At 72.0% G+C, this 21,220-nt stretch carries 17 protein-coding genes; 4 read left to right on the top strand and 13 right to left on the bottom strand.

Annotation, left to right across the window (positions count from 1 at the left end):
* Window positions 1–126: 126 nt before the first annotated feature.
* Window positions 127–1,035, bottom strand: a complete 909-nt coding sequence (locus KUF83_RS09780; protein WP_217454213.1) for an alpha/beta fold hydrolase — start codon at window positions 1,033–1,035, stop codon at window positions 127–129.
* A gap of 692 nt (window positions 1,036–1,727) precedes the next feature.
* Complete coding sequence (locus KUF83_RS09775) at window positions 1,728–2,420, bottom strand: metal-dependent transcriptional regulator (RefSeq protein WP_107015407.1); 693 nt, start codon at window positions 2,418–2,420, stop codon at window positions 1,728–1,730.
* A gap of 272 nt (window positions 2,421–2,692) precedes the next feature.
* On the opposite strand from KUF83_RS09775, the gene KUF83_RS09770 reads away from it, so the two are divergent.
* Window positions 2,693–3,451, top strand: coding sequence for an SIS domain-containing protein (locus KUF83_RS09770; RefSeq protein ID WP_217454212.1), 759 nt, complete (start codon window positions 2,693–2,695; stop codon window positions 3,449–3,451).
* A 51-nt stretch (window positions 3,452–3,502) separates the two neighbouring features.
* On the opposite strand, the gene KUF83_RS09765 is transcribed toward KUF83_RS09770, so the two are convergent.
* Window positions 3,503–4,885, bottom strand: coding sequence for a PAS domain-containing protein (locus KUF83_RS09765; protein WP_217454211.1), 1,383 nt, complete (start codon window positions 4,883–4,885; stop codon window positions 3,503–3,505).
* 777 nt (window positions 4,886–5,662) lie between these two features.
* On the opposite strand from KUF83_RS09765, the gene KUF83_RS09760 reads away from it, so the two are divergent.
* The gene (locus KUF83_RS09760) at window positions 5,663–6,691 is read left to right on the top strand and encodes an isopenicillin N synthase family oxygenase (RefSeq protein WP_217454210.1); all 1,029 of its coding nucleotides are present in this window, start codon (window positions 5,663–5,665) and stop codon (window positions 6,689–6,691) included.
* Between the two features lie 58 nt (window positions 6,692–6,749).
* Here the strand turns inward: KUF83_RS09760 and KUF83_RS09755 are convergent, their stop codons facing one another.
* On the bottom strand, window positions 6,750–7,850 hold the full coding sequence (locus tag KUF83_RS09755) for a citrate synthase 2 (RefSeq protein WP_217454209.1): 1,101 nt from the start codon (window positions 7,848–7,850) through the stop codon (window positions 6,750–6,752).
* Between the two features lie 288 nt (window positions 7,851–8,138).
* Between KUF83_RS09755 and pdxH the strand changes: the two genes are divergently transcribed.
* The gene (pdxH, locus tag KUF83_RS09750) at window positions 8,139–8,822 is read left to right on the top strand and encodes a pyridoxamine 5'-phosphate oxidase (RefSeq protein ID WP_217454208.1); all 684 of its coding nucleotides are present in this window, start codon (window positions 8,139–8,141) and stop codon (window positions 8,820–8,822) included.
* Window positions 8,823–8,880: 58 nt separating this feature from the next.
* Here the strand turns inward: pdxH and KUF83_RS09745 are convergent, their stop codons facing one another.
* The 8 genes from KUF83_RS09745 to KUF83_RS09710 all read right to left on the bottom strand — a co-directional run bounded on the left by KUF83_RS09745 (window position 8,881) and on the right by KUF83_RS09710 (window position 19,248).
* Window positions 8,881–9,489, bottom strand: coding sequence for a TetR/AcrR family transcriptional regulator (locus KUF83_RS09745; RefSeq protein WP_217454207.1), 609 nt, complete (start codon window positions 9,487–9,489; stop codon window positions 8,881–8,883).
* Window positions 9,477–10,211, bottom strand: a complete 735-nt coding sequence (locus KUF83_RS09740) for an enoyl-CoA hydratase family protein (RefSeq protein ID WP_217454206.1) — start codon at window positions 10,209–10,211, stop codon at window positions 9,477–9,479. The genes KUF83_RS09745 and KUF83_RS09740 overlap by 13 nt, the downstream gene beginning before the upstream one ends.
* Window positions 10,208–11,773: a 4-coumarate--CoA ligase family protein gene (locus tag KUF83_RS09735; protein WP_217454219.1), complete on the bottom strand. Its 1,566-nt coding sequence runs from the start codon at window positions 11,771–11,773 to the stop codon at window positions 10,208–10,210. The genes KUF83_RS09740 and KUF83_RS09735 overlap by 4 nt, the downstream gene beginning before the upstream one ends.
* An 81-nt stretch (window positions 11,774–11,854) precedes the next feature.
* A complete protein-coding gene (locus tag KUF83_RS09730; protein WP_217454205.1) occupies window positions 11,855–13,021 on the bottom strand; it encodes an acyl-CoA dehydrogenase family protein in 1,167 nt (388 codons plus the stop codon).
* Window positions 13,022–13,101: 80 nt separating this feature from the next.
* Complete coding sequence (locus KUF83_RS09725; RefSeq protein WP_217454204.1) at window positions 13,102–14,964, bottom strand: biotin carboxylase N-terminal domain-containing protein; 1,863 nt, start codon at window positions 14,962–14,964, stop codon at window positions 13,102–13,104.
* A 35-nt stretch (window positions 14,965–14,999) separates the two neighbouring features.
* Window positions 15,000–16,607 (bottom strand): acyl-CoA carboxylase subunit beta, encoded by a 1,608-nt coding sequence (locus KUF83_RS09720; RefSeq protein ID WP_217454203.1) that lies wholly within the window; start codon window positions 16,605–16,607, stop codon window positions 15,000–15,002.
* Window positions 16,604–18,457 (bottom strand): acyclic terpene utilization AtuA family protein, encoded by a 1,854-nt coding sequence (locus tag KUF83_RS09715; protein ID WP_217454202.1) that lies wholly within the window; start codon window positions 18,455–18,457, stop codon window positions 16,604–16,606. Before KUF83_RS09715 ends, KUF83_RS09720 begins: the two co-directional genes overlap by 4 nt.
* A complete protein-coding gene (locus KUF83_RS09710; RefSeq protein WP_217454201.1) occupies window positions 18,454–19,248 on the bottom strand; it encodes a TIGR03084 family metal-binding protein in 795 nt (264 codons plus the stop codon). Before KUF83_RS09710 ends, KUF83_RS09715 begins: the two co-directional genes overlap by 4 nt.
* Window positions 19,249–19,444: 196 nt before the next feature.
* Here KUF83_RS09710 and KUF83_RS09705 point away from each other — a divergent pair, with 196 nt between their 5' ends.
* Window positions 19,445–20,188 (top strand): class I SAM-dependent methyltransferase, encoded by a 744-nt coding sequence (locus KUF83_RS09705; RefSeq protein ID WP_217454200.1) that lies wholly within the window; start codon window positions 19,445–19,447, stop codon window positions 20,186–20,188.
* A gap of 133 nt (window positions 20,189–20,321) precedes the next feature.
* Here KUF83_RS09705 and KUF83_RS09700 read toward each other — a convergent pair.
* Window positions 20,322–21,220 (bottom strand): DMT family transporter (locus KUF83_RS09700; protein WP_374106030.1); only part of this gene is annotated, 899 nt, incomplete at its 5' end.

The following is a 21,220-nucleotide window of genomic DNA, read 5'->3' as shown; positions in this document are numbered from 1 at the left end:
GGCCCCGCGCCCCGGCAGGGGCGCGGGGAACTGCGCGACCAGCCCCCACCGGGCCGCGGTCGAGAACCACCCGCGGCTCGACAGCGCCAACCGAGCCGACCGCGCAGACCAAGCAGACCAAGCGGCCTAGCGGAGCGTCTCGTCCAGGAACGGTTCCACTGCCGCCCGCCACGCGTCCGGCTGGTCGTAGTGGACGAGATGACCGGCCTCGGCCACCTCCGCGTACTGGCCGTTGGGCAGGACGCGGACCATCTCCTGGGACTCGGCCCGGCCCAGCTCGCCGTCGAGGCCGCGGACGACGAGGGCGGGGCACTGAACCTGTGTCAGCTCCTCCCAGTGCGCGTCGTACACCCAGGTCTCGCGGGACTTGAGCATCTGCTCGGCCTCGAAGACGGGACGCCAGCCGTCCTCGGACTCGGCCATGACCTCCGCGTAGAACTCACCACGCGACGGGTTCGGCCGCTCCACCCAGGGGTCGTCCTCGCCGAACCACTTCCGTACGTCCGCGAGCGTGGCGAACGGAACCGGCCAGGACTTGAACCATTCCTCCCACTCGCGCTGCGAGGCGGCCCCGAGCGCCGAGGCCCGCATGTCGCAGATGACCAGGCCGCACACGAGGTCGGGACGCCGGGCCGCGAGCTGCCAGGCCGTCAGGGCGCCCATGGCGTGGCCGATGAGGACGGCCGGGGCGAGGCCCAGCTCTTCGAGGGCGGCCTCCGCGTCCTCGACGTACGCCCCGCGGGTGTACTCCGTCTCCGGGGGCTTCTCGCTCTGTCCGTGGCCCCGCTGGTCGAGCGCGACGGCCCGGTGCCGCTCGGAGAGCCAGCGGGCGGTGGGCGCCCAGTGCGAGGCACGGCCCATGAGCCCGTGCAGTAACAGCACGCCCGGGCTGCGCTCGATGCCGCCCGCCCTCGCCCCGCCCGCCTTCGGGGCGGTCGGGCCGGCCCTGCCCGGATCGGTCTTGGGAGGATCGGCGAACTCCCAGGCGGCCAGGCGAACCCCGCCCGCTCCGGTCACGTCGATGCGCCGCACCATACGTTGGCACCCCCCTTGATCCGCACGGCCGGGTCGTCCCGCACGAGCCGGCCGGCCCACTCGTACCGCTGGTCGTACCGATACTCCTGCTGTTTGTTACTGCGCGATCCGTGGTCGTTCCGTCACCCACACGCTATCGAATGCGCATTCGAGAATGGGGTCCTTGGCGGTAACACCCCTCCTTCGAGTGACATCGCTCAAGGGTTGGCCGCCGCCGCCGAGGGGAGATCTTCAACGGGGGGCGGACCGCTCGGGGAAAACGGTCCGAAGGGGATGACCCTGGGAGCTCGGGGCTCCGGGTCAGCACAGGGGAGGACAGGCCCCGGCGCCTCAGGGCGCCGGGGCCCTCCTCATGTCTGCGGCACATCCTTGCGCCCCCTCCCCGACCGCGCGTCGGCGCCGCTGCCGTCACGGTCAAGAGCCCTCAGGTCATATGCCTCTCGCGACAGCCTCGCATGCGAACGGCCCCACCGCTGCGATTCCGCGCACTGAATCTTCGTTTCCGAGGGAACACCGAGGTGGGGCAACTGGGTTTTGCGTTACGGGAGTTGACGCCGGAGTCTCTCCGCGAGCAGAGCCCACGGGAGCCCCGCGACAGAGCCGCGGCGCGTGTACATACGCGGCCTCGCCGCGAGGGCACAACCGGCCCCCACGGCCCGCGTGGGACCGGGCGACCGCTCCCACGCGGCGCGCTACCGCTTCGCGACGAAGACGTGCGACGCGACGTCCGACTCCAGCTCCGCGGCCTCGCCGCCGCTGCCGACCAGCACCCCGCCCGCGGACTCCGTCACACTGACCACGGACCCGGGCTGCACGCCCGCCCGCCGCAGCGTGTACATCAACTGCGCGTCCGTCTGGATCGGCTCCCCGATGCGGCGGACGACGACCGTCTTGCCGTCGAGCCCGGGGTCCAGGTCGGCCAGCGAGACCATGCCCGCGTCCAGGAACGGATCCGCCCCGTCCTTCTCGCCCAGCTCCTCCAGGCCCGGAATCGGGTTCCCGTACGGCGACTCGGTCGGGTGGCGCAGCAGCTCCAGCACCCGCCGCTCGACCGCCTCGCTCATCACGTGCTCCCAGCGGCACGCCTCCGCGTGCACCTGCTCCCACTCCAGACCGATCACGTCGACGAGCAGACACTCGGCGAGGCGGTGCTTGCGCATCACGCGCGTGGCCAGCCGGCGGCCCTCCTCCGTGAGCTCCAGGTGCCGGTCGCTGGCGACCGCCACGAGACCGTCGCGCTCCATGCGCGCCACGGTCTGGCTGACGGTCGGTCCGCTCTGGTCGAGCCGCTCGGCGATCCGGGCGCGCATGGGGACCACACCTTCCTCCTCCAGCTCGAGGATGGTGCGGAGATACATCTCCGTGGTGTCGATCAGTCCGGACATACGTGCCCCTCGATTAGCTCTGCCGGAGGCTGGGTGGCTCACCGGCGTGTGCGCTGGCCCTGGCACCAATTCTGACTCATCCCACTGACAACCGTGCCGCGCCGTCGGAACCACGTGGTGACGAGTGCCTGCGCGAACGGCCGGGCCCGGCACCCGGCCGGGCGACAAGGACGCCCTCGGAACCCAGTGTCGCCCCTGCGGACCGTATTGACACAGCAGTGGTCCAGACCGCAACGTGATCCGCGACACGACGGGGAGAAGGGGCTTCGCCGATGAGCGACAGCAAGCTGGCCGGGCAGTTCTTCGACGCCGCGATCGGCCTGCTGCAGCGGGTGCGGGACGAGGAGGCCGGGACCATCGAGGCCGCCGGCACGATGATCGCCGACACCGTCGCCGACGGAGGGCGGCTCTTCGCCTTCGGCGCCGGACACTCGTCGCTGGCCGCGCAGGACCTCGTCTACCGTGCGGGCAGCCTCGCGCTGATGAACCTGCTCGCCGTGCCCGGCGCGGTCGGCGTCGACGTCATGCCCGCGACGCTGGGCTCCGCACTGGAACGGGTCGACGGCCTCGCGACCGCCGTCCTCGACGCCAGTCCGGCCCGCTCCGGCGACCTCCTGGTGGTCATCTCCCTCTCCGGGCGCAACGCCCTCCCCGTCGAGATGGCGATGAGCGCCCGCGCCCGCGGCCTCAAGGTCATCGGCGTCACGTCGGTCGCGTACGCCTCCGAGACGCGCTCCCGGCACACCTCCGGCACCTACCTGAAGGACCACTGCGACGTCGTCCTCGACTCGAAGATCGCGATCGGCGACGCGGAACTCACCCTCGACACCATCCCGGCTCCCTTCGCCTCCGCCTCCACGGTCGTCACGTCGGCCCTCCTCCAGGCCGTCATGGCCACGGCGGCGGGCACCCTCGCCGACCGCAGGGTCGAGCCCCCGCTGCTGCGCTCCGGAAATGTGGACGGCGGCCTGGAGTGGAACGACCGGGTGTTCGAGGAGTACGCGGACAGGATCTTCTACTGGCAGCGCTGACGCGGCCGGGACCGGGTACGCGGCCGGAACCGGCGCCGAGGGCAGCCAGGATCACGGGCGCTCCAGCACCGCCGCCAGGTCCAGGGCCGCCGCGATCCGGACGGCGACGTCCTCCGCGTAGGTCGCGTCGAACTTCTCGAACTGCGTACGGCTCGCGCCGCGCAGGAACGTGACGACACCCAGGGTCCGGCCACGGCTGCGCAGGACCACGCACAGGGCGTGCACCGAGTCCCCCGGCCACTGACGGGCGACGGCCCACTCCCGGACGCGGTCGGGCTCGGCCGCCGCCGCACTGGCTCGTACGGAACCGATCCGCTCGACGCACTGGAGCGCCGGATGCCCCTCCTTGTACCGGACCGGCAGACCGGCGCGGCCCGCGGGCAGACTCGGCCCCGGCGCCCCGGAAGGCGTGGCGGCGGCCCGGACCAGCCGCACCGGCCCCTCACCGTCCGGCACGGAGCCTCCCGCCACCCGGTCGATCAACGCGTGGTCCGCGAATCCGGCCAGCGCGAAATCGAGGTGGACGGACGCCGCCTCCGCAGGGTCCTCGCACTCGGCGGCGGCCCGCGCGGCCCGGTGCAGCTGATTGGTCCTGAACCGCAGCAGCGCCGCTTCCTGCTCGGTCTGCTTGCTCTCCGTCACGTCCTGGAAGAGCCAGCCCACACCGAGCGGAACCGGTTCTTCCGTGAGCGGCGAGGCGAGCCGCAGGAAACCGCTGCGCCAGCAGCGGCGCTGCTCGCCGTCCGCGGTCCGCACGGTCACCCACATCTCGGCGGGCGCCGGCGGCGCGCCCTCCGACAGGACGTGCGTCAGCGCGCTCTCCAGCTCCTCCACGCCCTGGGCGAGCAGCTCACCCAGCGGGCGCCCCAGGACGGCCGTCCGCCCCGTACCGAGCGCCCGCGCGGCGTGCGCGTTGACCACGGCGGGCCGCAGATCGGCGTCGACGAGCACGACACCCCAGGAGGCGTCGTCGAAGAGTGCCTCGCTCAGGGCGATCGACCGCTCCAGATCGATCTGCGCGTGCACCTCGCTGAAGGCGCAGTACACCCCGGCCGGCTTGCCGTCGGGACCCGGCACGGCGGCCGACTGGGTCCGTACGAGCACCCGGCCGCCCTCCTTGGTGAGCAGCGCGAACTCGTTGACCTGGCGTCCGGGGGCCCGCATCGCGGACAGGAGCCGGCCCTCGACCTCCTCGGCGTCCGCGGTCCGTACGGCCCAGCCGGCGAACCCGTGCCGTCCGACCGCCTCGGCCGCGGTCCAGCCGAGGATCCGCTCCGCCTCCCGGTTCCAGTGCGTCACCACTCCGTCGGCGTCGAACGCGCACAGCGCCGCGTCCATCCCGTCGAGCAGAGCGGCGAGCAGATCGGCCCCGTCCCGCTCAGGCTCGTGCGGCCCGAGCTCGTCCGTGGTCCCGCTACGCCGCGAAGCACTCACCTGGCACCCCCTGCAGGCCGTGTCGGCGTGTCCTGCGCGGTGTGCCCGCGCGTCCGTTCACTCACTACGCATCACTCACTAGCAATCATTCAACTCGAACGTGACGCAGCCCACATCTGGTTCCCACAAGATTGAGGAAATCGTTGTGCGCGGTCGCTCCACCCACCGGATCGATCATCGGCCATGTCCTCGCGCGGGCCGGTGGCCAGGTCTCTCCGCGGCCCGCACCGCCGGCGCCCGTTCCCCGTCAGTACGCACACCCGACCGCCTTCCCGGACGTCTCGGAAAATCACTTGAGCGTCGTCACCGCGCTTCCTAGTGTGTGACGCACGCCGAAAGGAGGTGATCGGGTACATGTCTGAAACCCGGACCAGCGAGGTGGCTGCGGGCTAGCGGCCCGTCACCACGTTCAGTGCGGTGTCGGACCAGCGCGTGAGACGAGCGTGCAGCCGGCCCAATCTCAAGCAGTCACCCGACCCGCGTGCTCGCCGGTAAGTCCGGCCGGCTCCCTCCTCGGAGGGGACCCGAGCACGCGGGTCGTCTGCGTTTCGCAGGTGTGTGAGGTGGAGCACTGGTGTTTCGGCCGGTTCGCAGTACGCTTGCGCCATGCTTCCGATGCTCGTCCGACGCCGACACGTGGACTACGTGCGCGTCACGAGCATGGGCTGTCGGCCTTCCGCCTGACCTCGGCCCCTCTTAGCACTTCACCTGGCTCCTGCGGCCCCGCCCCGTTCCCGGCGGCCGGCCCGGGCCCGTAAACCCCTGCGGACGCACACCATGACGAACCTGTCGACGAACACGTCGTACCAGCAGCTCCCGATCATCGATCTCGCCGCGGCCGACCGCGGCCCCCAGGCGCGTGCCCTGCTGCACGCGCAGTTGCACAGCGCCGCCCACGACGTGGGGTTCTTCCAGCTCGTCGGGCACGGGGTGGGTGCCGCCGAGACGTCCGCCCTGCTCGACGCGATGCACCGGTTCTTCGCGCTTCCGGAGGCCGACCGGCTCGCGATCGACAACGTCCACTCACCGCACTTCCGCGGCTACACGCGGACCGGGGACGAGCGCACGGGCGGCAGCCGCGACTGGCGCGACCAGCTCGACATAGGCGCCGAGCGGCCCGCACGGGCGCCCGCTCCCGGTGAGCCCCCGTACTGGTGGCTGGAGGGCCCCAACCAGTGGCCGGCCGCGCTGCCCGAGCTGCGGAGCGCCGCCCTGGTGTGGATCGACCGGCTCAGCGCGGTCGCGGCGCGGCTCCTGCGCGAGCTGCTCGTCGCCATCGGCGCGCCCGCCGGTTTCTACGACCCGGTCTTCGGGGAGCGGGCGCATCCGCATCTGAAGCTGGTCCGGTATCCGGGGAGTTCCGGGGACGGGACCGCTCAGGGGGTCGGGGCGCACAAGGACTACGGGTTCCTGACGCTGCTGATGCAGGACCAGGTGGGCGGGCTTCAGGTGCAGCGGGAGGACGGGCTGTTCCATGACGTGCCGCCGATCCCGGGCGCGTTCGTCGTCAATCTCGGTGAGCTGCTCGAAGTGGCGACGGACGGGTATCTCCTCGCCACCAACCATCGGGTGGTCAGTCCGCCCGGTGCGACCGAGCGGTTCTCGGTGCCGTTCTTCTACAACCCGCGGCTGGACGCCCGGGTCGAGCCGCTGCCCTTCCCGTACGCCTCGACGGCGCCCGGGGTGACGAGTGATCCGGCGAACCCGCTCTTCGCGGAGTACGGGCGCAACGAGCTGAAGGGCAAGGTGCGGGCGCATCCGCTGGTGGCGGCCCGTCATCACGCGGAGCTGCTGACTCCGGCGTGACACACGTGTGGCGGCTCTCCGTGGAGGGCCGCCACATGTGCTGTGAACACACTCGATCTCAGTGGGCGATGTCTCCGTAGCCCTCGATGTCGCGTGGGCTGCGCGTGCCGGGGCCGACGTAGCGGGCGGAGGGACGTACGAGGCGTCCGGTGCGCTTCTGTTCCAGGATGTGCGCGGACCAGCCGGCGGTGCGGGCGCAGGTGAACATCGAGGTGAACATGTGGGCCGGGACCTCGGCGAAGTCGAGGACGATGGCGGCCCAGAACTCGACGTTCGTCGCGAGGACGCGGTCGGGGCGCCGGGCGTGGAGTTCGGCGAGGGCCGCCTTCTCCAGGGCTTCGGCGACCTCGAAGCGGGGGGCTCCCAGTTCACGGGCGGTGCGGCGGAGCACGCGTGCGCGGGGGTCCTCGGCGCGGTACACCCGGTGGCCGAAGCCCATGAGCCGCTCGCCCTTGTCGAGGGCCTGCCGGACGTAGGCGTCGGCGTCGCCGGTGCGCTCGATCTCCTCGATCATGCCGAGGACGCGGGAGGGGGCGCCGCCGTGCAGTGGGCCGGACATGGCGCCGACGGCTCCGGAGAGGGCCGCCGCCACGTCGGCGCCGGTGGAGGCGATGACGCGGGCGGTGAACGTGGAGGCGTTCATGCCGTGCTCGGCGGCGGAGGTCCAGTAGGCGTCGACGGCCGCGACGTGCTTGGGGTCGGGTTCGCCGCGCCAGCGGATCATGAAGCGTTCGACGACGGACTGTGCCTTGTCGATCTCGCGCTGCGGGACCATCGGCAGGCCTTGGCCGCGGGCGGACTGGGCGACGTACGAGAGGGCCATGACCGCGGCGCGGGCGAGGTCCGCGCGGGCCTGCTGCTCGTCGATGTCAAGGAGTGGTTTGAGGCCCCAGACGGGGGCGAGCATGGCGAGCGCGGACTGGACGTCGACGCGGATGTCGCCGGAGTGGACGGGGATCGGGAACGGTTCGGCGGGCGGCAGGCCGGGGTTGAAGGCTCCGTCGACGAGCAGTCCCCAGACGTTGCCGAAGGAGACGTGGCCGACCAGATCCTCGATGTCGACGCCCCGGTACCGGAGGGCGCCGCCCTCCTTGTCCGGTTCGGCGATCTCCGTCTCGAAAGCGACGACTCCCTCGAGTCCGGGTACGAAGTCGGACATCAGGCGGCTCCTCATGATGTGTGCGACAGACGGTGTGGTGCCGGGGTTCTCGTGACCTTGTGTCTGTGATGGGTTGTGATCGTCCGGTTCCGCGGTCGCCTCGTGGACTCGCGGTCCGTGCGTCGTCCCGGTGATGCCCCGTGCGGTCGGCGGTCACCCAACCGTTTCGGAAACCAGGACGATATCCGTTGGTGCCACCTTTGTGGAGAGTACGCGGCACTCAGTGCCACGCAGTGATGAAGCCCACGCCCGCCGAGTGCCACCCGCCGCCCTCTGCTTCCCGTCGGGATGCGGCAGGATGACGGCGTGACCGACCGTGACCCCGCCCTCGACCCGGCGTTGATGCGCAAGCAGTACCGGGCCGAGGGGATCGACGAGACCGAGCTGGCCGACCATCCCATGGAGCAGTTCGGGCGCTGGTTCGCGCAGGCCGCGGCGCAGGGCGTGATGTACGAGCCGAACGCCATGGTCGTCTCCACGGCGGACGCCGAGGGGCGGCCCAGTTCCCGCACGGTGCTGCTGAAGCAGTACGACGAGCAGGGGTTCGTCTTCTACACGAACTACGGGTCCCGCAAGGCGCGCGAACTGTCCGAGAACCCGTACGTCTCGTTGCTCTTCCCGTGGCATCCGGTGGCCCGGCAGGTCGTCGTCACCGGCGTCGCGCGGCGCACGGGGCGTGACGAGACGGCCGCGTACTTCCGTACGCGGCCGCACGGGTCGCAGCTCGGGGCGTGGGCCAGCACCCAGTCCGCGGTGGTCTTCTCGCGGGCCGAGCTCGACGCGTCGTACGCCGAGCTGGCCGGCCGGTATCCGGAGGGCGAGCAGGTGCCGGTGCCGCCGAACTGGGGTGGGTTCCGGGTCGCTCCGCGGGCGGTCGAGTTCTGGCAGGGGCGGGAGAACCGGCTGCACGACCGGTTGCGGTACGTGGTGCGGGAGGACGGGTCGTGGCGGGTGGAGCGGCTCAGTCCCTGACGGTCTTCGCCGGCGCCGGGCGTCTTCGGCTCGGTCCGGGGCCCCGTCCAGGATCGGCTCAGTCCAGGGCCCCGTCCAGGATCTGTGCCCACTGGGCGACCACCCTGTCCCGGCGGGCCGTGTCGTCGGTGAGGAGGTTGGCCAGGCCCAGGCCGCGGGACATGTCGAGGAATCCCTGGACGGTCTCGCGGACGCCGGGGCGGGACTCGTCGGCCCTGAGCAGTTCGACGGCTATGTGGTGGGTCTCGCGGCCGACCCGGCCCTCCAGTTCGGTCACGCGGGGGCGCAGCTGGTCCTCGTTCGAGGCGGCGACCCACAGGTGGAGGGCGGCGCGGAACAGGGGGCCGGTGTAGAGGTCGACGAGGGCGGCGACGACGGCACGGCGGTCGGTGGCGCCTTCGGGGAAGAGGGCGCGCAGGGCCGTGGAGCGTTCCTCGGCGACGTACTCGACGGCTGCCGTGAAGAGGTCCTCGCGGGTCGGGAAGTGGTGTTGTGCGGCGCCCCGCGACACTCCGGCGCGTTCGGCGACGACGGAGACCGTGGAGCCTGCCCAGCCGCGTTCGGCGAGGCAGGCGACGGCGGCTTCGAGGAGGCGCTGCCGGGTGGCGCGGCTGCGGTCCTGTTTGGGGACGCGTTCCGCCGGCGGCGTGCCGTTCACCACATCCATGAGGGGTCCCGTCGTTCTAGGAAGGCCGTCATTCCCTCGCGGGCCTGCTCGGAGGCGAACAGCCGGGCCGAGAGTGCGGTCAGGTCGGCCGCGTCCCGGTCGAAGGTGTCCAGCACCTTAGCCGTGAGCAGCCGTTTCGTCTCGGCCAGCCCCTGGGGTGAGGATCGGCGCAGCCCGTCGAGCACGGGTGCGAGTACGTCGTCGGCGTCGTCGCCCGCGAGCGTGACGAGGCCGATCCTGGCGGCCTCGGCCGCGTCGAATTTCTCTCCGGTGAGGTAGTAGCGGGCCACGGCGCGCGGGTCGAGGCGTGGCAGGAGGGGCAGTGAGATCACGGCGGGTGCTACGCCGATGCGTACCTCGGTGAAGGCGAAGGTGGCCGTGGCCGCGGCGCCCGCGATGTCGCAGGCGCCGAGGAGCCCGAGGCCGCCCGCGCGTACGTGGCCGGTGACGCGGGCGACGACGGGTTTGGGCAGTTCGACGATCTGCCGCAGCAGGGCGACCAGGACGTCCGGGTGCGGCGGGTCGCGCAGGTCCGCGCCCGCGCTGAAGGTGTTGCCGGTGTGGGTGAGGACGACGGCTCGTACGTCGCCGTCCTTGCCGCACTCCGTGAGCGCGTCCGCCAGTTCCCCCACCAGTCGGGCGGAGAGGGCGTTGCGCCGCTCGGGCGCGTCGAGCGTGAGGGTGGTGATCCCGCGCTCGTGCGACCGCCGCACCTCGGTCATGCGCGCTCCCTCAGTTCCCGTCGCAGGATCTTCCCGGAGGCCGCCCTGGGCACCCCGTCGATGAAGTCGACGTGCCGGATCTTCTTGTACGGGGCGACGCGTTCGGCGACGTACTCCATGACGTCCGCCTCGGTGAGGCCGGGCGCGGCCGGCTGGCGCACCACGTAGGCGTGGGGCCTCTCGTTGTGGTCGGTGTCGTAGACCCCGATGACGGCGGCGTCGGCGATGCCGGGATGGGTGAGCAGGAGTGCTTCGAGTTCGGCGGGGGCCACCTGGAAGCCCTTGTACTTGATGAGTTCCTTGACGCGGTCGACGACGTACAGCCAGCCGTCCGCGTCGACGTGTCCGACGTCGCCGGTGTGCAGCCAGCCGTCGTCGTCGATCATCGCGGCGGTCTCCTCGGGGCGTCCCAGGTAGCCCTTCATGACCTGGGGGCCGCGGATGACGATCTCGCCGCGTTCGTCGGCGCCGACGTCCTTCGCGGGGTCGTCCAGGGACACGATGCGCATCTCGGTGCCCGGGATGAGTTTGCCGACGCTTCCGGGGGGTGGGTTCTCGGCGTTCAGGGGGACGACGTGGGTGCCGGGTGACAGTTCGGTCATGCCGTAGGCCTGGCCGACGGGCGGCAGGGACAGCCTGCGTGAACAGGCTTCCGCCAGTTCGGCGTCCAGGGGTGCGGCCGCGCTGATGACGTACTGCAGGGACGACAGGTCGTAGCCCTCGACGGCGGGGTGCTTGGCGAGGGCGAGCACGATCGGCGGGGCCACGTACAGGCCGGTGATGCGGTGTTTCTCGATGGCCGCGAGGAACGTTTCGAGGTCGAAGCGCGGCAGGACGACGACGGTGGCGCCCTGCCTGAGGGGTGCGTTCATGAGGGCGGTGAGGCCGTAGATGTGGAAGAAGGGCAGGACGGCGAGGATGCGGTCGCCGGGGCCCATCGGCATGGTGGGTGACAGCTGTGCCAGGTTGGTGGCGATGTTCCGGTGGGTGAGCATCACTCCCTTGGGGCTGCCGGTCGTCCCGGAGGAGTACGGGAGGGCCGCCACGTCCGTCGCGGGGTCGATGTCGACCTGGGGTTCGGGGGCTGTGGAGCCCAGCATGTCTAGCAGGGAGCGGTGTCCGGGGGCCTGGTCGCAGACGAGGATCTCCCGTACGCCGCCCGCGAGTTCGGCCGCCGCGCGGGCCGTTTCCAGGAGCGGGGACACCGTGACGATCCACTCGGCGGCGCTGTCCCTGAGCTGTTTCGCGAACTCCTCGGCGGTGGCGAGCGGGTGCACGGTGGTGACCGCGGCTCCCGCGCGGGTGGCGGCGAAGAACGCCGTGGGGAAGGCGACCGTGTTGGGGCTGTGCAGGGCCAGCACGTCACCTTTGCGGACGCCGAGTTCGGCGAGGGCGGCGGCGATCCGCCGGTGGAACGTGTCGAGTTGGGCGTACGTGAGGGTCATCCCGTTCACGCCGTCGATCAGGGCGGGGGTGTCGCCCCGGGAGGCGGCACGGCCCAGTACTGCTTCGTGGATGGGTTCTTCTACGGCGGGAACGTCTTCGTACTCGCTGCGGAACACCATGGCGGGCCCTTTCCAGGAGCCGGAAGTTGCACGGAGGCCGGTGGCCGTACGGAAGCCGGTGGCCGTAGGGAGATAGTGCTAGTAGGACTTCGGCAGGCCCAGGGTCTGGTGCGACACGTAGTTGAGGATCATCTCCCGGCTGACGGGTGCGATACGGGCCACGCGGGACGCGGTGATGAGCGAGGCGAGACCGAACTCGCCGGTCAGGCCGTTGCCGCCGAGGGTGTGCACGGACTGGTCGACCGCTTTCACGCAGGCTTCGGCGGCCGCGTACTTGGCCATGTTCGCGGCCTCTCCGGCGCCGGCGTCGTCCCCCGAGTCGTACAGGAGGGCCGCTTTCTGCATCATCAGGCGGGCGAGTTCGAGTTCGATGTGCGCCTGGGCCAGGGGGTGCGCGATGGCCTGGTGGGCGCCGATGGGGTCCCGCCAGACCGTGCGTTCGCGTGCGTAGGCGACGGCCTTGGCCAGTGCGTAGCGGCCCATGCCGATCGCGAAGGCGGCGGTCATGATGCGTTCGGGGTTGAGGCCCGCGAAGAGCTGGAGCAGGCCGGCGTCCTCGTCCCCGACGAGGGCGTCGGCGGGCAGGCGTACGTCGTCCAGGGTCAGCTCGAACTGCTTTTCCGCGCCGTGCAGTTCCATGTCGATCTGCCGTCGTGCGAAGCCGGGTGCGTCTCGGGGCACGATGAACAGGCAGGGCTTGAGTTTGCCGGTGCGGGCGTCGGCCGTGCGGCCCACGACGAGGGTGGCGTCGGCGATGTCGACACCCGAGATGAAGACCTTGCGGCCGGTGAGGATCCAGTCGGTGCCGTCGTCCGCGCGGCGGGCGGTGGTGGTGATGCGGTGGCTGTTGGAGCCCGCGTCGGGTTCGGTGATGCCGAAGGCCATGGTGCGGGTGCCGTCGGCCAGGGCCGGGAGCCACTCCTGTTTCTGCTGCTGAGTGCCGAAGCGGGCGATGACCGTGCCGCAGATCGCCGGGGAGACGACCATCATCAGGAGGGGGCAGCCGGCGGCGCCCAACTCCTCCAGTACGATGGAGAGTTCGGCGATTCCGCCGCCTCCGCCGCCGTGTGCCTCCGGCAGGTTGACGCCCAGGTAGCCGAGTTTGGCGGCTTCCGCCCAGAGTTCGTCGGGGTGGCCCTTCTCCGCGATGACCTTGGCGAGGTAGGCGCGGCCGTACCGCTTGCCGAGGGCGGCGACCGCTGCGCGGAGGGCCTTGTGCTCGTCTGATTCCAGGACGGGTGTCATGGGGCTCCTCAGGGGGAGGGGGCGGATGCCGTGTGGAGAGTGCCGGTTCGTCGTGGCGTGTCGAGCAGTTCCCCGCGCCCCTAAAGGGGCTCGACCACTGCCAACAGGGCGCCCATCTCCACCTGTTGGCCGGGGGCCGCGTGCAGGGCCGTGAGTGTGCCGGCGGCCGGGGCGGTGATCCGGTGTTCCATCTTCATCGCCTCCAGCCAGACGAGGGGGGTGCCGGCCTCCACCGCGGATCCGGTGGTCAGGCCTTCCGCGAGGCGGACGACCGTGCCGGGCATGGGGGCCAGGAGGGAGCCGGGGGCGTGGTCGGCCTCCGGGGCGGGGAAGCGGGGCAGGGCCGTGAGCGTGGTGCCGTTCACGTGGACGCGGTCGCCGTGCCGGGCCACGTCGAACTTGCGCCGTACCCCGCCGATTTCGAGGACGACGAGGCCGGGCGAGACCTGCACCACGTGGACCCCGTCGGCGGCCGGGCCCCGGCGGGTGTGCCGGTAGTGGACCTCGTGCTCCTCGCCCGCCACGAGGTAGCGCCTGCTCTGCGGCTGGGAGGGCAGGTTGCGCCAGCCGCCGAACCGGGAGCGGCCGTGGGCGTCGGCGAGCGCGGCGGCCAGGGGGGCGTACGGGTCCGGGGCGGGTGTGGTGAGCTCGCCCAGGTGGCGTTCGTAGAAGGCGGTGTCCATGCGGGCCGTCGTGAACTCCTCGTGGCGCAGGGAGCGTACGAGCAGGTCGCGGTTGGTGGTGGGGCCGTGGACGGTCGCCCGCTCCAGGGCTCCGGCGAGTTTGCGGACGGCCTCCGCGCGGGTGGGGGCGTGGGCGACGGCCTTGGCGAGCATGGCGTCGTAGTGGACGCCGATCGTGTCGCCGTCCCCGTAGCCCGTGTCGAGGCGGACGCCGGGCACGGACAGGCGGTGGAGGGTGCCGGTCTGCGGGGCCCAGTCCTCGGCGGGGTCCTCGGCGTAGAGGCGGGCCTCGACGGCGTGGCCGGACGGGGACGGCGGGTCCTTGTCCAGGGCGGTGCCCTCGGCGACGCGCAGTTGGAGGGCGACCAGGTCGATGCCGAACACGGCCTCGGTCACGGGGTGTTCGACCTGGAGGCGGGTGTTCATCTCCAGGAAGTGGACGCGGTCCCCGGAGACCAGGAACTCGACGGTGCCGGCGCCCGTGTAGGCGATCGTCCGGGCGGCGGCCGTCGCCGCGGAGCGCAGCCGCTGTTCCGTGTCGGGGCCGAGGCCCGGCGCGGGGGCCTCCTCGATCACCTTCTGGTGGCGGCGCTGGAGGGAGCAGTCGCGGGTGCCGAGGGCCCAGACGGTGCCGTGGCCGTCGGCGACGATCTGCACCTCGACGTGCCGCGCCCGCTCGACGTACGGCTCCACGAAGACCGAGCCGTCGCCGAAGGCACTCTCGGCCTCGGCCGACGCGGCCCGCAACTCGCTCGGCAGATCGGTGAGTTCGCGGACGATCCGCATGCCGCGGCCGCCGCCGCCCGCCGCCGCCTTCACCAGGACCGGCAGGTCGGCGGCGGTCACCGCGTCCGGGTCCAGGGGTGCGAGCAGCGGCACCCCGGCGGCCGACATCAGGTCCTTGGCGCGGGTCTTGGAGGCCATCGCCTCGATCGCCTCGGGGGGCGGCCCGATCCAGACGAGGCCCGCGTCGATGACGGCCCGCCCGAAGTCGGCGTTCTCGGAGAGGAAGCCGTACCCGGGATGGACGGCGTCGGCACCCGCCGCGACGGCGGCCTTCACGATCAGCTCGCCGCGCAGATACGTCTCGGCGGGCGACGCGCCCGGGAGGCGTACGGCGGTGTCGGCCACGCGCGTGTGGAGGGCGTTCTCGTCGGCGTCCGAGTACACGGCGACGGTACGGATGCCCAGTTCGTGGCAGGTGCGGAAGACGCGGCAGGCGATCTCGCCGCGGTTGGCGACCAGCAGGCTCGCAATCATGGGACCTCTCACATCAGTCATGCCCGTCCCGCCTCTCACATCCGGAAGACGCCGAAGCTGCCCCGCGCGCCCTCGTAGGGCGCCGTGTGGAGGGCGGACAGGCACAGGCCGAGGACGGTTCGGGTGTCGCGCGGGTCGATGACGCCGTCGTCGTACAGCCGCCCGGACAGGAACATCGGCAGGGACTCCGACTCGATCTGCTGCTCGACCATGGCGCGCAGGGCGGCGTCGGCGTCCTCGTCGTACGGCTGTCCCTTCGCGGTCGCGGACTGCCGGGCGACGATCGACAGGACGCCGGCGAGCTGCTGCGGGCCCATGACGGCGGACTTGGCGCTGGGCCAGGCGAACAGGAAGCGCGGGTCGTAGGCGCGCCCGCACATGCCGTAGTGACCGGCTCCGTACGAGGCGCCCATGAGCACGGACAGGTGCGGGACCTTCGAGTTGCTCACCGCGTTGATCATCATCGCGCCGTGCTTGATGATGCCGCCCTGCTCGTACTCCTTGCCGACCATGTAGCCGGTGGTGTTGTGGAGGAAGAGCAGGGGGATGTCGCGCTGGTTGGCCAGCTGGATGAACTGGGCGGCCTTCTGCGACTCCTCGCTGAAGAGCACGCCGCGCGCGTTGGCGAGGATGCCCACCGGATAGCCGTGGAGGGTCGCCCAGCCGGTGGTGAGGCTCGTCCCGTAGAGCGGCTTGAACTCGTCGAAGTCGGAGGCGTCGACGATCCGCGCGACGACCTCACGGGGGTCGAAGGGGGTGCGCAGGTCCCCGGGGACGATGCCGAGGAGTTCGTCCTCGTCGTACTTGGGCGGGGCGGCCGGGGCCGGATCGGCGTACGCCTTGCGGTGGTTGAGGCGGGCGACCACGCGCCGGGCCTGCCTGAGGGCGTCGCGCTCGTCGACGGCGAAGTGGTCCGCGAGACCCGACACGCGCGCGTGCATCTCGGCCCCGCCGAGGGACTCGTCGTCGCTCTCCTCGCCGGTGGCCATCTTGACCAGCGGCGGACCGCCGAGGAAGACCTTCGCCCGCTCCTTGACCATGATCACGTGGTCGGACATGCCGGGGACGTACGCGCCGCCGGCGGTGGAGTTGCCGAAGACGACGGCGACGGTCGGGATCCCGGCCGCGGAGAGCCGGGTCAGGTCGCGGAAGACGGCCCCGCCCGGGATGAAGATCTCCTTTTGGGAGGGGAGGTCGGCGCCGCCCGACTCGACGAGACTGATGCACGGCAGCCGGTTGGTGTACGCGATGTCGTTGGCCCGCAGGGCCTTCTTCAGGCTCCAGGGGTTGCTGGCGCCGCCGCGCACGGTCGGGTCGTTCGCCGTGATCAGGCACTCGACGCCCTCGACGACACCGATGCCGGTGACGAGCGAGGCACCGACCGTGTACTCGGGGGAGGTGCTCCCCCAGGCCGCCAGGGGGCTGAGTTCCAGGAACGGTGTGTCGGGGTCGAGGAGCAGCTCGATGCGTTCGCGGGCGAGCAGCTTGCCGCGTTTCCTGTGCCGGGCCACGTACTTCTCGCCGCCGCCCGCGAGCGCTTTCGCGTGCTCGGCGTCGAGGTCGGTGAGTTTGGCGAGCATCGCCTCGCGGTGGGCCGCGTAGTCGGCGGAGGAGGTGTCGAGGGCGGACGCCAGGACGGTCACAGGAGTACCTCCGGGATGTCGAGATGGCGGGAGCGCAGCCATTCGCCGAGGGCCTTGGCCTGCGGGTCGAACCGGTGCTGCGCGGCGACGCCCTCGCCGAGGATCCCCTCGACGACGAAGTTCAGGGCGCGGAGGTTGGGCAGGGCATGGCGTACGACGGTCAGGGCGGCCGTCTCCGGGAGGAGTTCGCGGAACCGGTCTGCCGTGAGGGTGTGCGCGAGCCAGCGCCAGGCGTCGTCGGTACGGGCCCAGACGCCGACGTTCGCGTTCCCGCCCTTGTCGCCGCTGCGGGCGCCGGCGACGAGCCCGAGGGGTGCGCGGCGCACCGGCGAACCGGCCGGCAGGGGCGGGGGCAGCGGTGGTTCCTCGACGGGCCCGAGTACGAGGGTGTCCTGGGCGGGCATCACAGGGATCCGGCGCCCGTCGTGGAGGACCGCCACATGGTCCACCTCCCCATGGGGGACGTACACGTCCTCGAAGACCCCATAGGGAGCGCCCTTTCCGGGTGGCGCCAGCACATGGAACCCGGGGTAGCTGCCGAGGGCCAGTTCGATGGCGGATCCGCTGAGGGTGCGGCCCACGGCGTCCTGGTCGGGGTCCCGCACGACGAGCCGGAGCAGGGCGCTGGCGGTCTCCTCGGTGGGCGCGTCGGGGTGGTCGGTGCGGGCGAGTTCCCAGCGGACCTCGGCCGGGCGGGACTTGGCGGCCATGAGGACGCTCTCCAGTTGGGCCCGGACGAACGCGGCCTTCGCCTCGATGTCGAGCCCGGTCAGCACGAACACGACCTCGTTGCGGAAGCCGCCGAGCCGGTTGAGCCCGGCCTTGAGCGTGGGCGGCGGCGCCTCGCCGCGCACCCCGTCGATCCGTACCCGGTCGGGGCCCTCCTGGGTGAGCCGGACCGAGTCGAGGCGGGCGGTGACGTCGGGTCCGGCGTACCGGGCGCCGGACGTCTCGTACAGGAGCTGGGCGGTGACCGTGCCGGTGTCCACGACGCCGCCGGTGCCGTCGTGCTTGGTGATGACGCTCGTGCCGTCCTCGTGTAGTTCGGCGACCGGGAAACCGGGGTGGCGCAGCCGGGCCGGGTCGTGCTCGGCGAAGAAGGCGTAGTTGCCGCCGGTGGCCTGGGTGCCGCACTCCAGGACGTGCCCGGCGACGACGGCTCCCGCGAGGCGGTCGTACGCGTCCGGCGCCCAGCCGAAGTGGGCGACCGCGGGGCCGGTGACGAGTGCGGCGTCGGTCACCCGCCCGGTGACGACCACGTCGGCGCCCTCGCGCAGGCAGGCCGCGATGCCGCCGCCGCCGAGGTAGGCGTGCGCGGCGAGGCTCTCCGGGTGGCGGCCGGTGAGGTCGTCGCCCTCGACGTGGGCGACCCGGGCCGGGATGCCCAGGCGGCCGGCCAGGTCCCGTACGGCGGCGGCGAGTCCGGCCGGGTTGAGGCCACCCGCGTTCGCCACGATCCGCACGCCCCGCTCGTGGGCGAGTCCGAGGCACTCCTCCAGCTGCCGCAGGAAGGTGCGGGCGTAGCCGCCGGCCGGGTCCCTGAGCCGGTCGCGGCCGAGGATGAGCATGGTCAGCTCGGCGAGGTAGTCGCCGGTCAGGACGTCCAGCGGGCCGCCGGTGAGCATCTCGCGCATCGCGTCGAAGCGGTCGCCGTAGAAGCCGGAGGCGTTGCCGATCCGCAGGGGCCGGACCGCCGGGCCGGGCCCGGGGTTCGTCGTGCCGGTGGCTGTGCGGGGGCCGAGGTCGGCGGTCGCGCCGGGGGACGCACCGGGGGTCGGGCCGGAAGCCACGCCGGGGGTCGGGCCGGTGGGGCCGCTCGTGGTCGCGGACGGGGTCGGGCTGGTGGTCATGCCGTGGTCCCCTTCGGCGGGCGGCCCGTGCCGGGCGGGCCCGCGAAGGCCTGTGCGACGTCCAGCCAGCGGTCGGCGTCGGGGCCCTCCGCCCGTACGGCGAGGTCGGCGCGGTGGGCCCGCCGGGTGACGAGGACGCAGAAGTCGAGGGCGGGCCCGGTGACGCGCTGGTCGGCGTCCTCGGGCCCGTACGCCCACAGGTCGCCGGAGGGCCCGGTGAGTTCGATGCGGAACTCCTCCTCGGGCGCGGCGAGCCCATGCACCGCGAAGGCGAAGTTCCGAGCCCGTACCCCGATGCGCACCACATGCCGCAGCCGGTCCGTGGGTGGTCTCGTCACACCCAACGCGTCGGCCACGTCCTGCCCGTGGGCCCAGGTCTCCATGAGCCGGCCCGTGGCCATGGAGGCGACCGACATGGGCGGCCCGTACCAGGGGTAGCGCACTCCTGTGGGTGCCGCTCGCATGGCGGCTTCCAGGGCCTCGCGCCCTGCCCGCCACTCGGCGAGCAGCCGTGCCGGGGGCAGTGCGGCACCCTCCTCGGCCGCCTCGTCCACGAAACGGTCGGGCGAGGCCAGTGCCTTCTCGACCTCCTTCGCGAAGGCCTCCGCGTCGGTCAGGGCGAGCAGGGCGGACCGGTCCGTCCAGGCCAGATGCGCGATCTGGTGCGCGATGCTCCATCCCGGGGCGGGAGTGGCGAGCGCCCAGCGCCCTTCCTCCAACTCCCCCACTGTCAGGTCGAGTTGCTCGCTCTCCTGACGCAGATCATCGATCACCAATGAAGGCTCGGACACGATGCGCTCCCCTCGGGGCACGACGGTGTGCCCCGGAGCATGGCAGTACTCAAGAAAACAAGCAAGCGTGCTTGCATTGAATTCCCGGCTCGCGGCGGCGGCCCGTCACTCTGCCCTCACACCGTCCCGCGTGCCACCCCTCGCGCGCCGCGAAATTGGCACGCGCCGCGCGCGGCCGCCGAAGTACGGTCGGCCGATGGTGGATGACGAGGACGGTTATTTCGGAGAGCCCGTCGCGGCGACGTACGACGAGTCGTCGGCGGAGATGTTCGCGCCCGGAGCCGTGGATCCGGCGGTCGGGCTCCTGGCCGAGCTGGCCGGCGACGGCCGGGCCCTGGAACTGGGCATCGGCACCGGACGCATCGCCCTGCCGTTGTCGCGGCGCGGTGTCGCGGTGCACGGCATCGACATGTCGCGGGCGATGGTCGCCCGCCTGCGGGCCAAGCCGGGCGGTGACGCGGTCGGTGTGTCGATCGGCGACTTCGCGACGACGAAGGTGGACGGCGCCTTCTCCGTCGCGTATCTGGTCTTCAACACGATCAACAACCTGACGACGCAGGACGCCCAGGTGGCCTGCTTCCGCAATGCCGCCGAGCATCTCGAACCCGGCGGGACGTTCGTCGTCGAGGTCGGGGTGCCCGAACTGCGCAGGCTTCCGCACGGGCAGACCGTCGTGCCGTTCCACCGGAGCCCGACGCGCTGGTCGTTCGACGTGTACGACGTGGTGACGCAGGCGATGAGCTCGAACTACGTCGAGGTCGTGGACGGCCGCGGCTCCTACCGGTCGATCCCCTTCAGGTACGTGTGGCCGGCGGAACTGGACCTGATGGCCCGCCTGGCCGGACTGCGGCTGCGCGACCGGTGGGACAACTGGACGCGGGAACCCTTCACGAGCGAGAGCGGGCAGCATGTCTCGGTCTGGGAGAAACCCGCCGGTTGATCGCCTGATCGCTTGGTCGCGGATCGCCTGACCGCCTGACCCCTTGACGACTGACCGCCTGACCGCCTGACCGCCTGACCGCCTGACCGCCTGACCGCCTGACCGGGAGGTTGCCGGACGGGAGGTTGCCTGGCTAGGCGTCCAGGCTCTTGGCCTTTCCGCGTCCGATCTGCGTCCGTACCGCTCCCATGCTCGCGCCGATGACGAGTGCGATCGCCATGGCCTCCGTCATGGACAGCGCCTGGCTCAGCACCAGGAAGCCGGCGACCGAGGCGATGGCCGGTTCGAGGCTCATGAGGACGGCGAAGGTGGAGGCGGGGAGGCGACGCAGGGCGAGGAGTTCGAGCGTGTACGGGAGGACGGAGGAGAGGACGGCCACGGCGGCGCCGAGAGCGATCGTGGTCGGGTTCAGAAGCTTGTCGCCGGACTCGATGACGCCCAGCGGGAAGAAGACCACCGCCGCGACGGCCATCGCCAGCGCAAGGCCGTCGGCCTGCGGGAAGCGACGGCCCGTACGTGCGCTGAAGACGATGTACGCGGCCCACATGACACCTGCCGACAGGGCGAAGGCGACGCCGGCCGGGTCGAGCCCGTCGAAACCGCCGCCGCCACCCAGCAGGAAGACACCGCCGAGGGCGAGACCGGCCCATACGAGGTTGAGGGCGCGGCGGGAGGCGAGGACCGACAGGGCCAGCGGGCCGAGCACTTCGAGTGTGACGGCGGGGCCGAGCGGGATGCGGGCGACCGACTGGTAGAAGAGGCCGTTCATCGCGGCCATCGTGACGCCGAAGACGACGACGGTGCCCCAGTCCGCGCGCGAGTGTCCGCGCAGGCTGGGCCGGCAGATGACCATCAGCACGATCGCGGCGACCGCCAGGCGGAGGGTGACCACGCCGAGCGCCCCGGCCCGCGGCATGAGACTGACGGCGAGGGCGCCGCCGAACTGGACGGAGATCCCACCGGCGAGTACGAGGCCTACGGGGCCGAGGGCTCGCAGGCCGCGGGGGGCCGCGTCCGGCGCCCGGTCGGGTG

Origin of the sequence: Streptomyces sp. BV286 (genome assembly GCF_019090165.1) — a bacterium.
In the GTDB taxonomy this organism is placed as follows: Bacteria; Actinomycetota; Actinomycetes; order Streptomycetales; family Streptomycetaceae; genus Streptomyces.
Note: the sequence above shows the minus strand (reverse complement) of the source record. Positions and strands in the feature narration are given on the sequence as shown.

What these genes read in the sequence shown, in the direction of transcription:
- KUF83_RS09730 (WP_217454205.1), bottom strand. Translation starts at nt 13,021, where the DNA reads ATGACACCCGTCCTGGAATCAGACGAGCACAAGGCCCTCCGCGCAGCG.
- KUF83_RS09760 (WP_217454210.1), top strand. Translation starts at nt 5,663, where the DNA reads ATGACGAACCTGTCGACGAACACGTCGTACCAGCAGCTCCCGATCATC.
- KUF83_RS09705 (WP_217454200.1), top strand. Translation starts at nt 19,445, where the DNA reads ATGGTGGATGACGAGGACGGTTATTTCGGAGAGCCCGTCGCGGCGACG.
- KUF83_RS09715 (WP_217454202.1), bottom strand. Translation starts at nt 18,457, where the DNA reads ATGACCACCAGCCCGACCCCGTCCGCGACCACGAGCGGCCCCACCGGC.
- KUF83_RS09745 (WP_217454207.1), bottom strand. Translation starts at nt 9,489, where the DNA reads ATGGATGTGGTGAACGGCACGCCGCCGGCGGAACGCGTCCCCAAACAG.
- pdxH (WP_217454208.1), top strand. Translation starts at nt 8,139, where the DNA reads ATGCGGCAGGATGACGGCGTGACCGACCGTGACCCCGCCCTCGACCCG.
- KUF83_RS09775 (WP_107015407.1), bottom strand. Translation starts at nt 2,420, where the DNA reads ATGTCCGGACTGATCGACACCACGGAGATGTATCTCCGCACCATCCTC.
- KUF83_RS09755 (WP_217454209.1), bottom strand. Translation starts at nt 7,850, where the DNA reads ATGTCCGACTTCGTACCCGGACTCGAGGGAGTCGTCGCTTTCGAGACG.
- KUF83_RS09725 (WP_217454204.1), bottom strand. Translation starts at nt 14,964, where the DNA reads ATGATTGCGAGCCTGCTGGTCGCCAACCGCGGCGAGATCGCCTGCCGC.
- KUF83_RS09780 (WP_217454213.1), bottom strand. Translation starts at nt 1,035, where the DNA reads ATGGTGCGGCGCATCGACGTGACCGGAGCGGGCGGGGTTCGCCTGGCC.
- KUF83_RS09770 (WP_217454212.1), top strand. Translation starts at nt 2,693, where the DNA reads ATGAGCGACAGCAAGCTGGCCGGGCAGTTCTTCGACGCCGCGATCGGC.
- KUF83_RS09740 (WP_217454206.1), bottom strand. Translation starts at nt 10,211, where the DNA reads ATGACCGAGGTGCGGCGGTCGCACGAGCGCGGGATCACCACCCTCACG.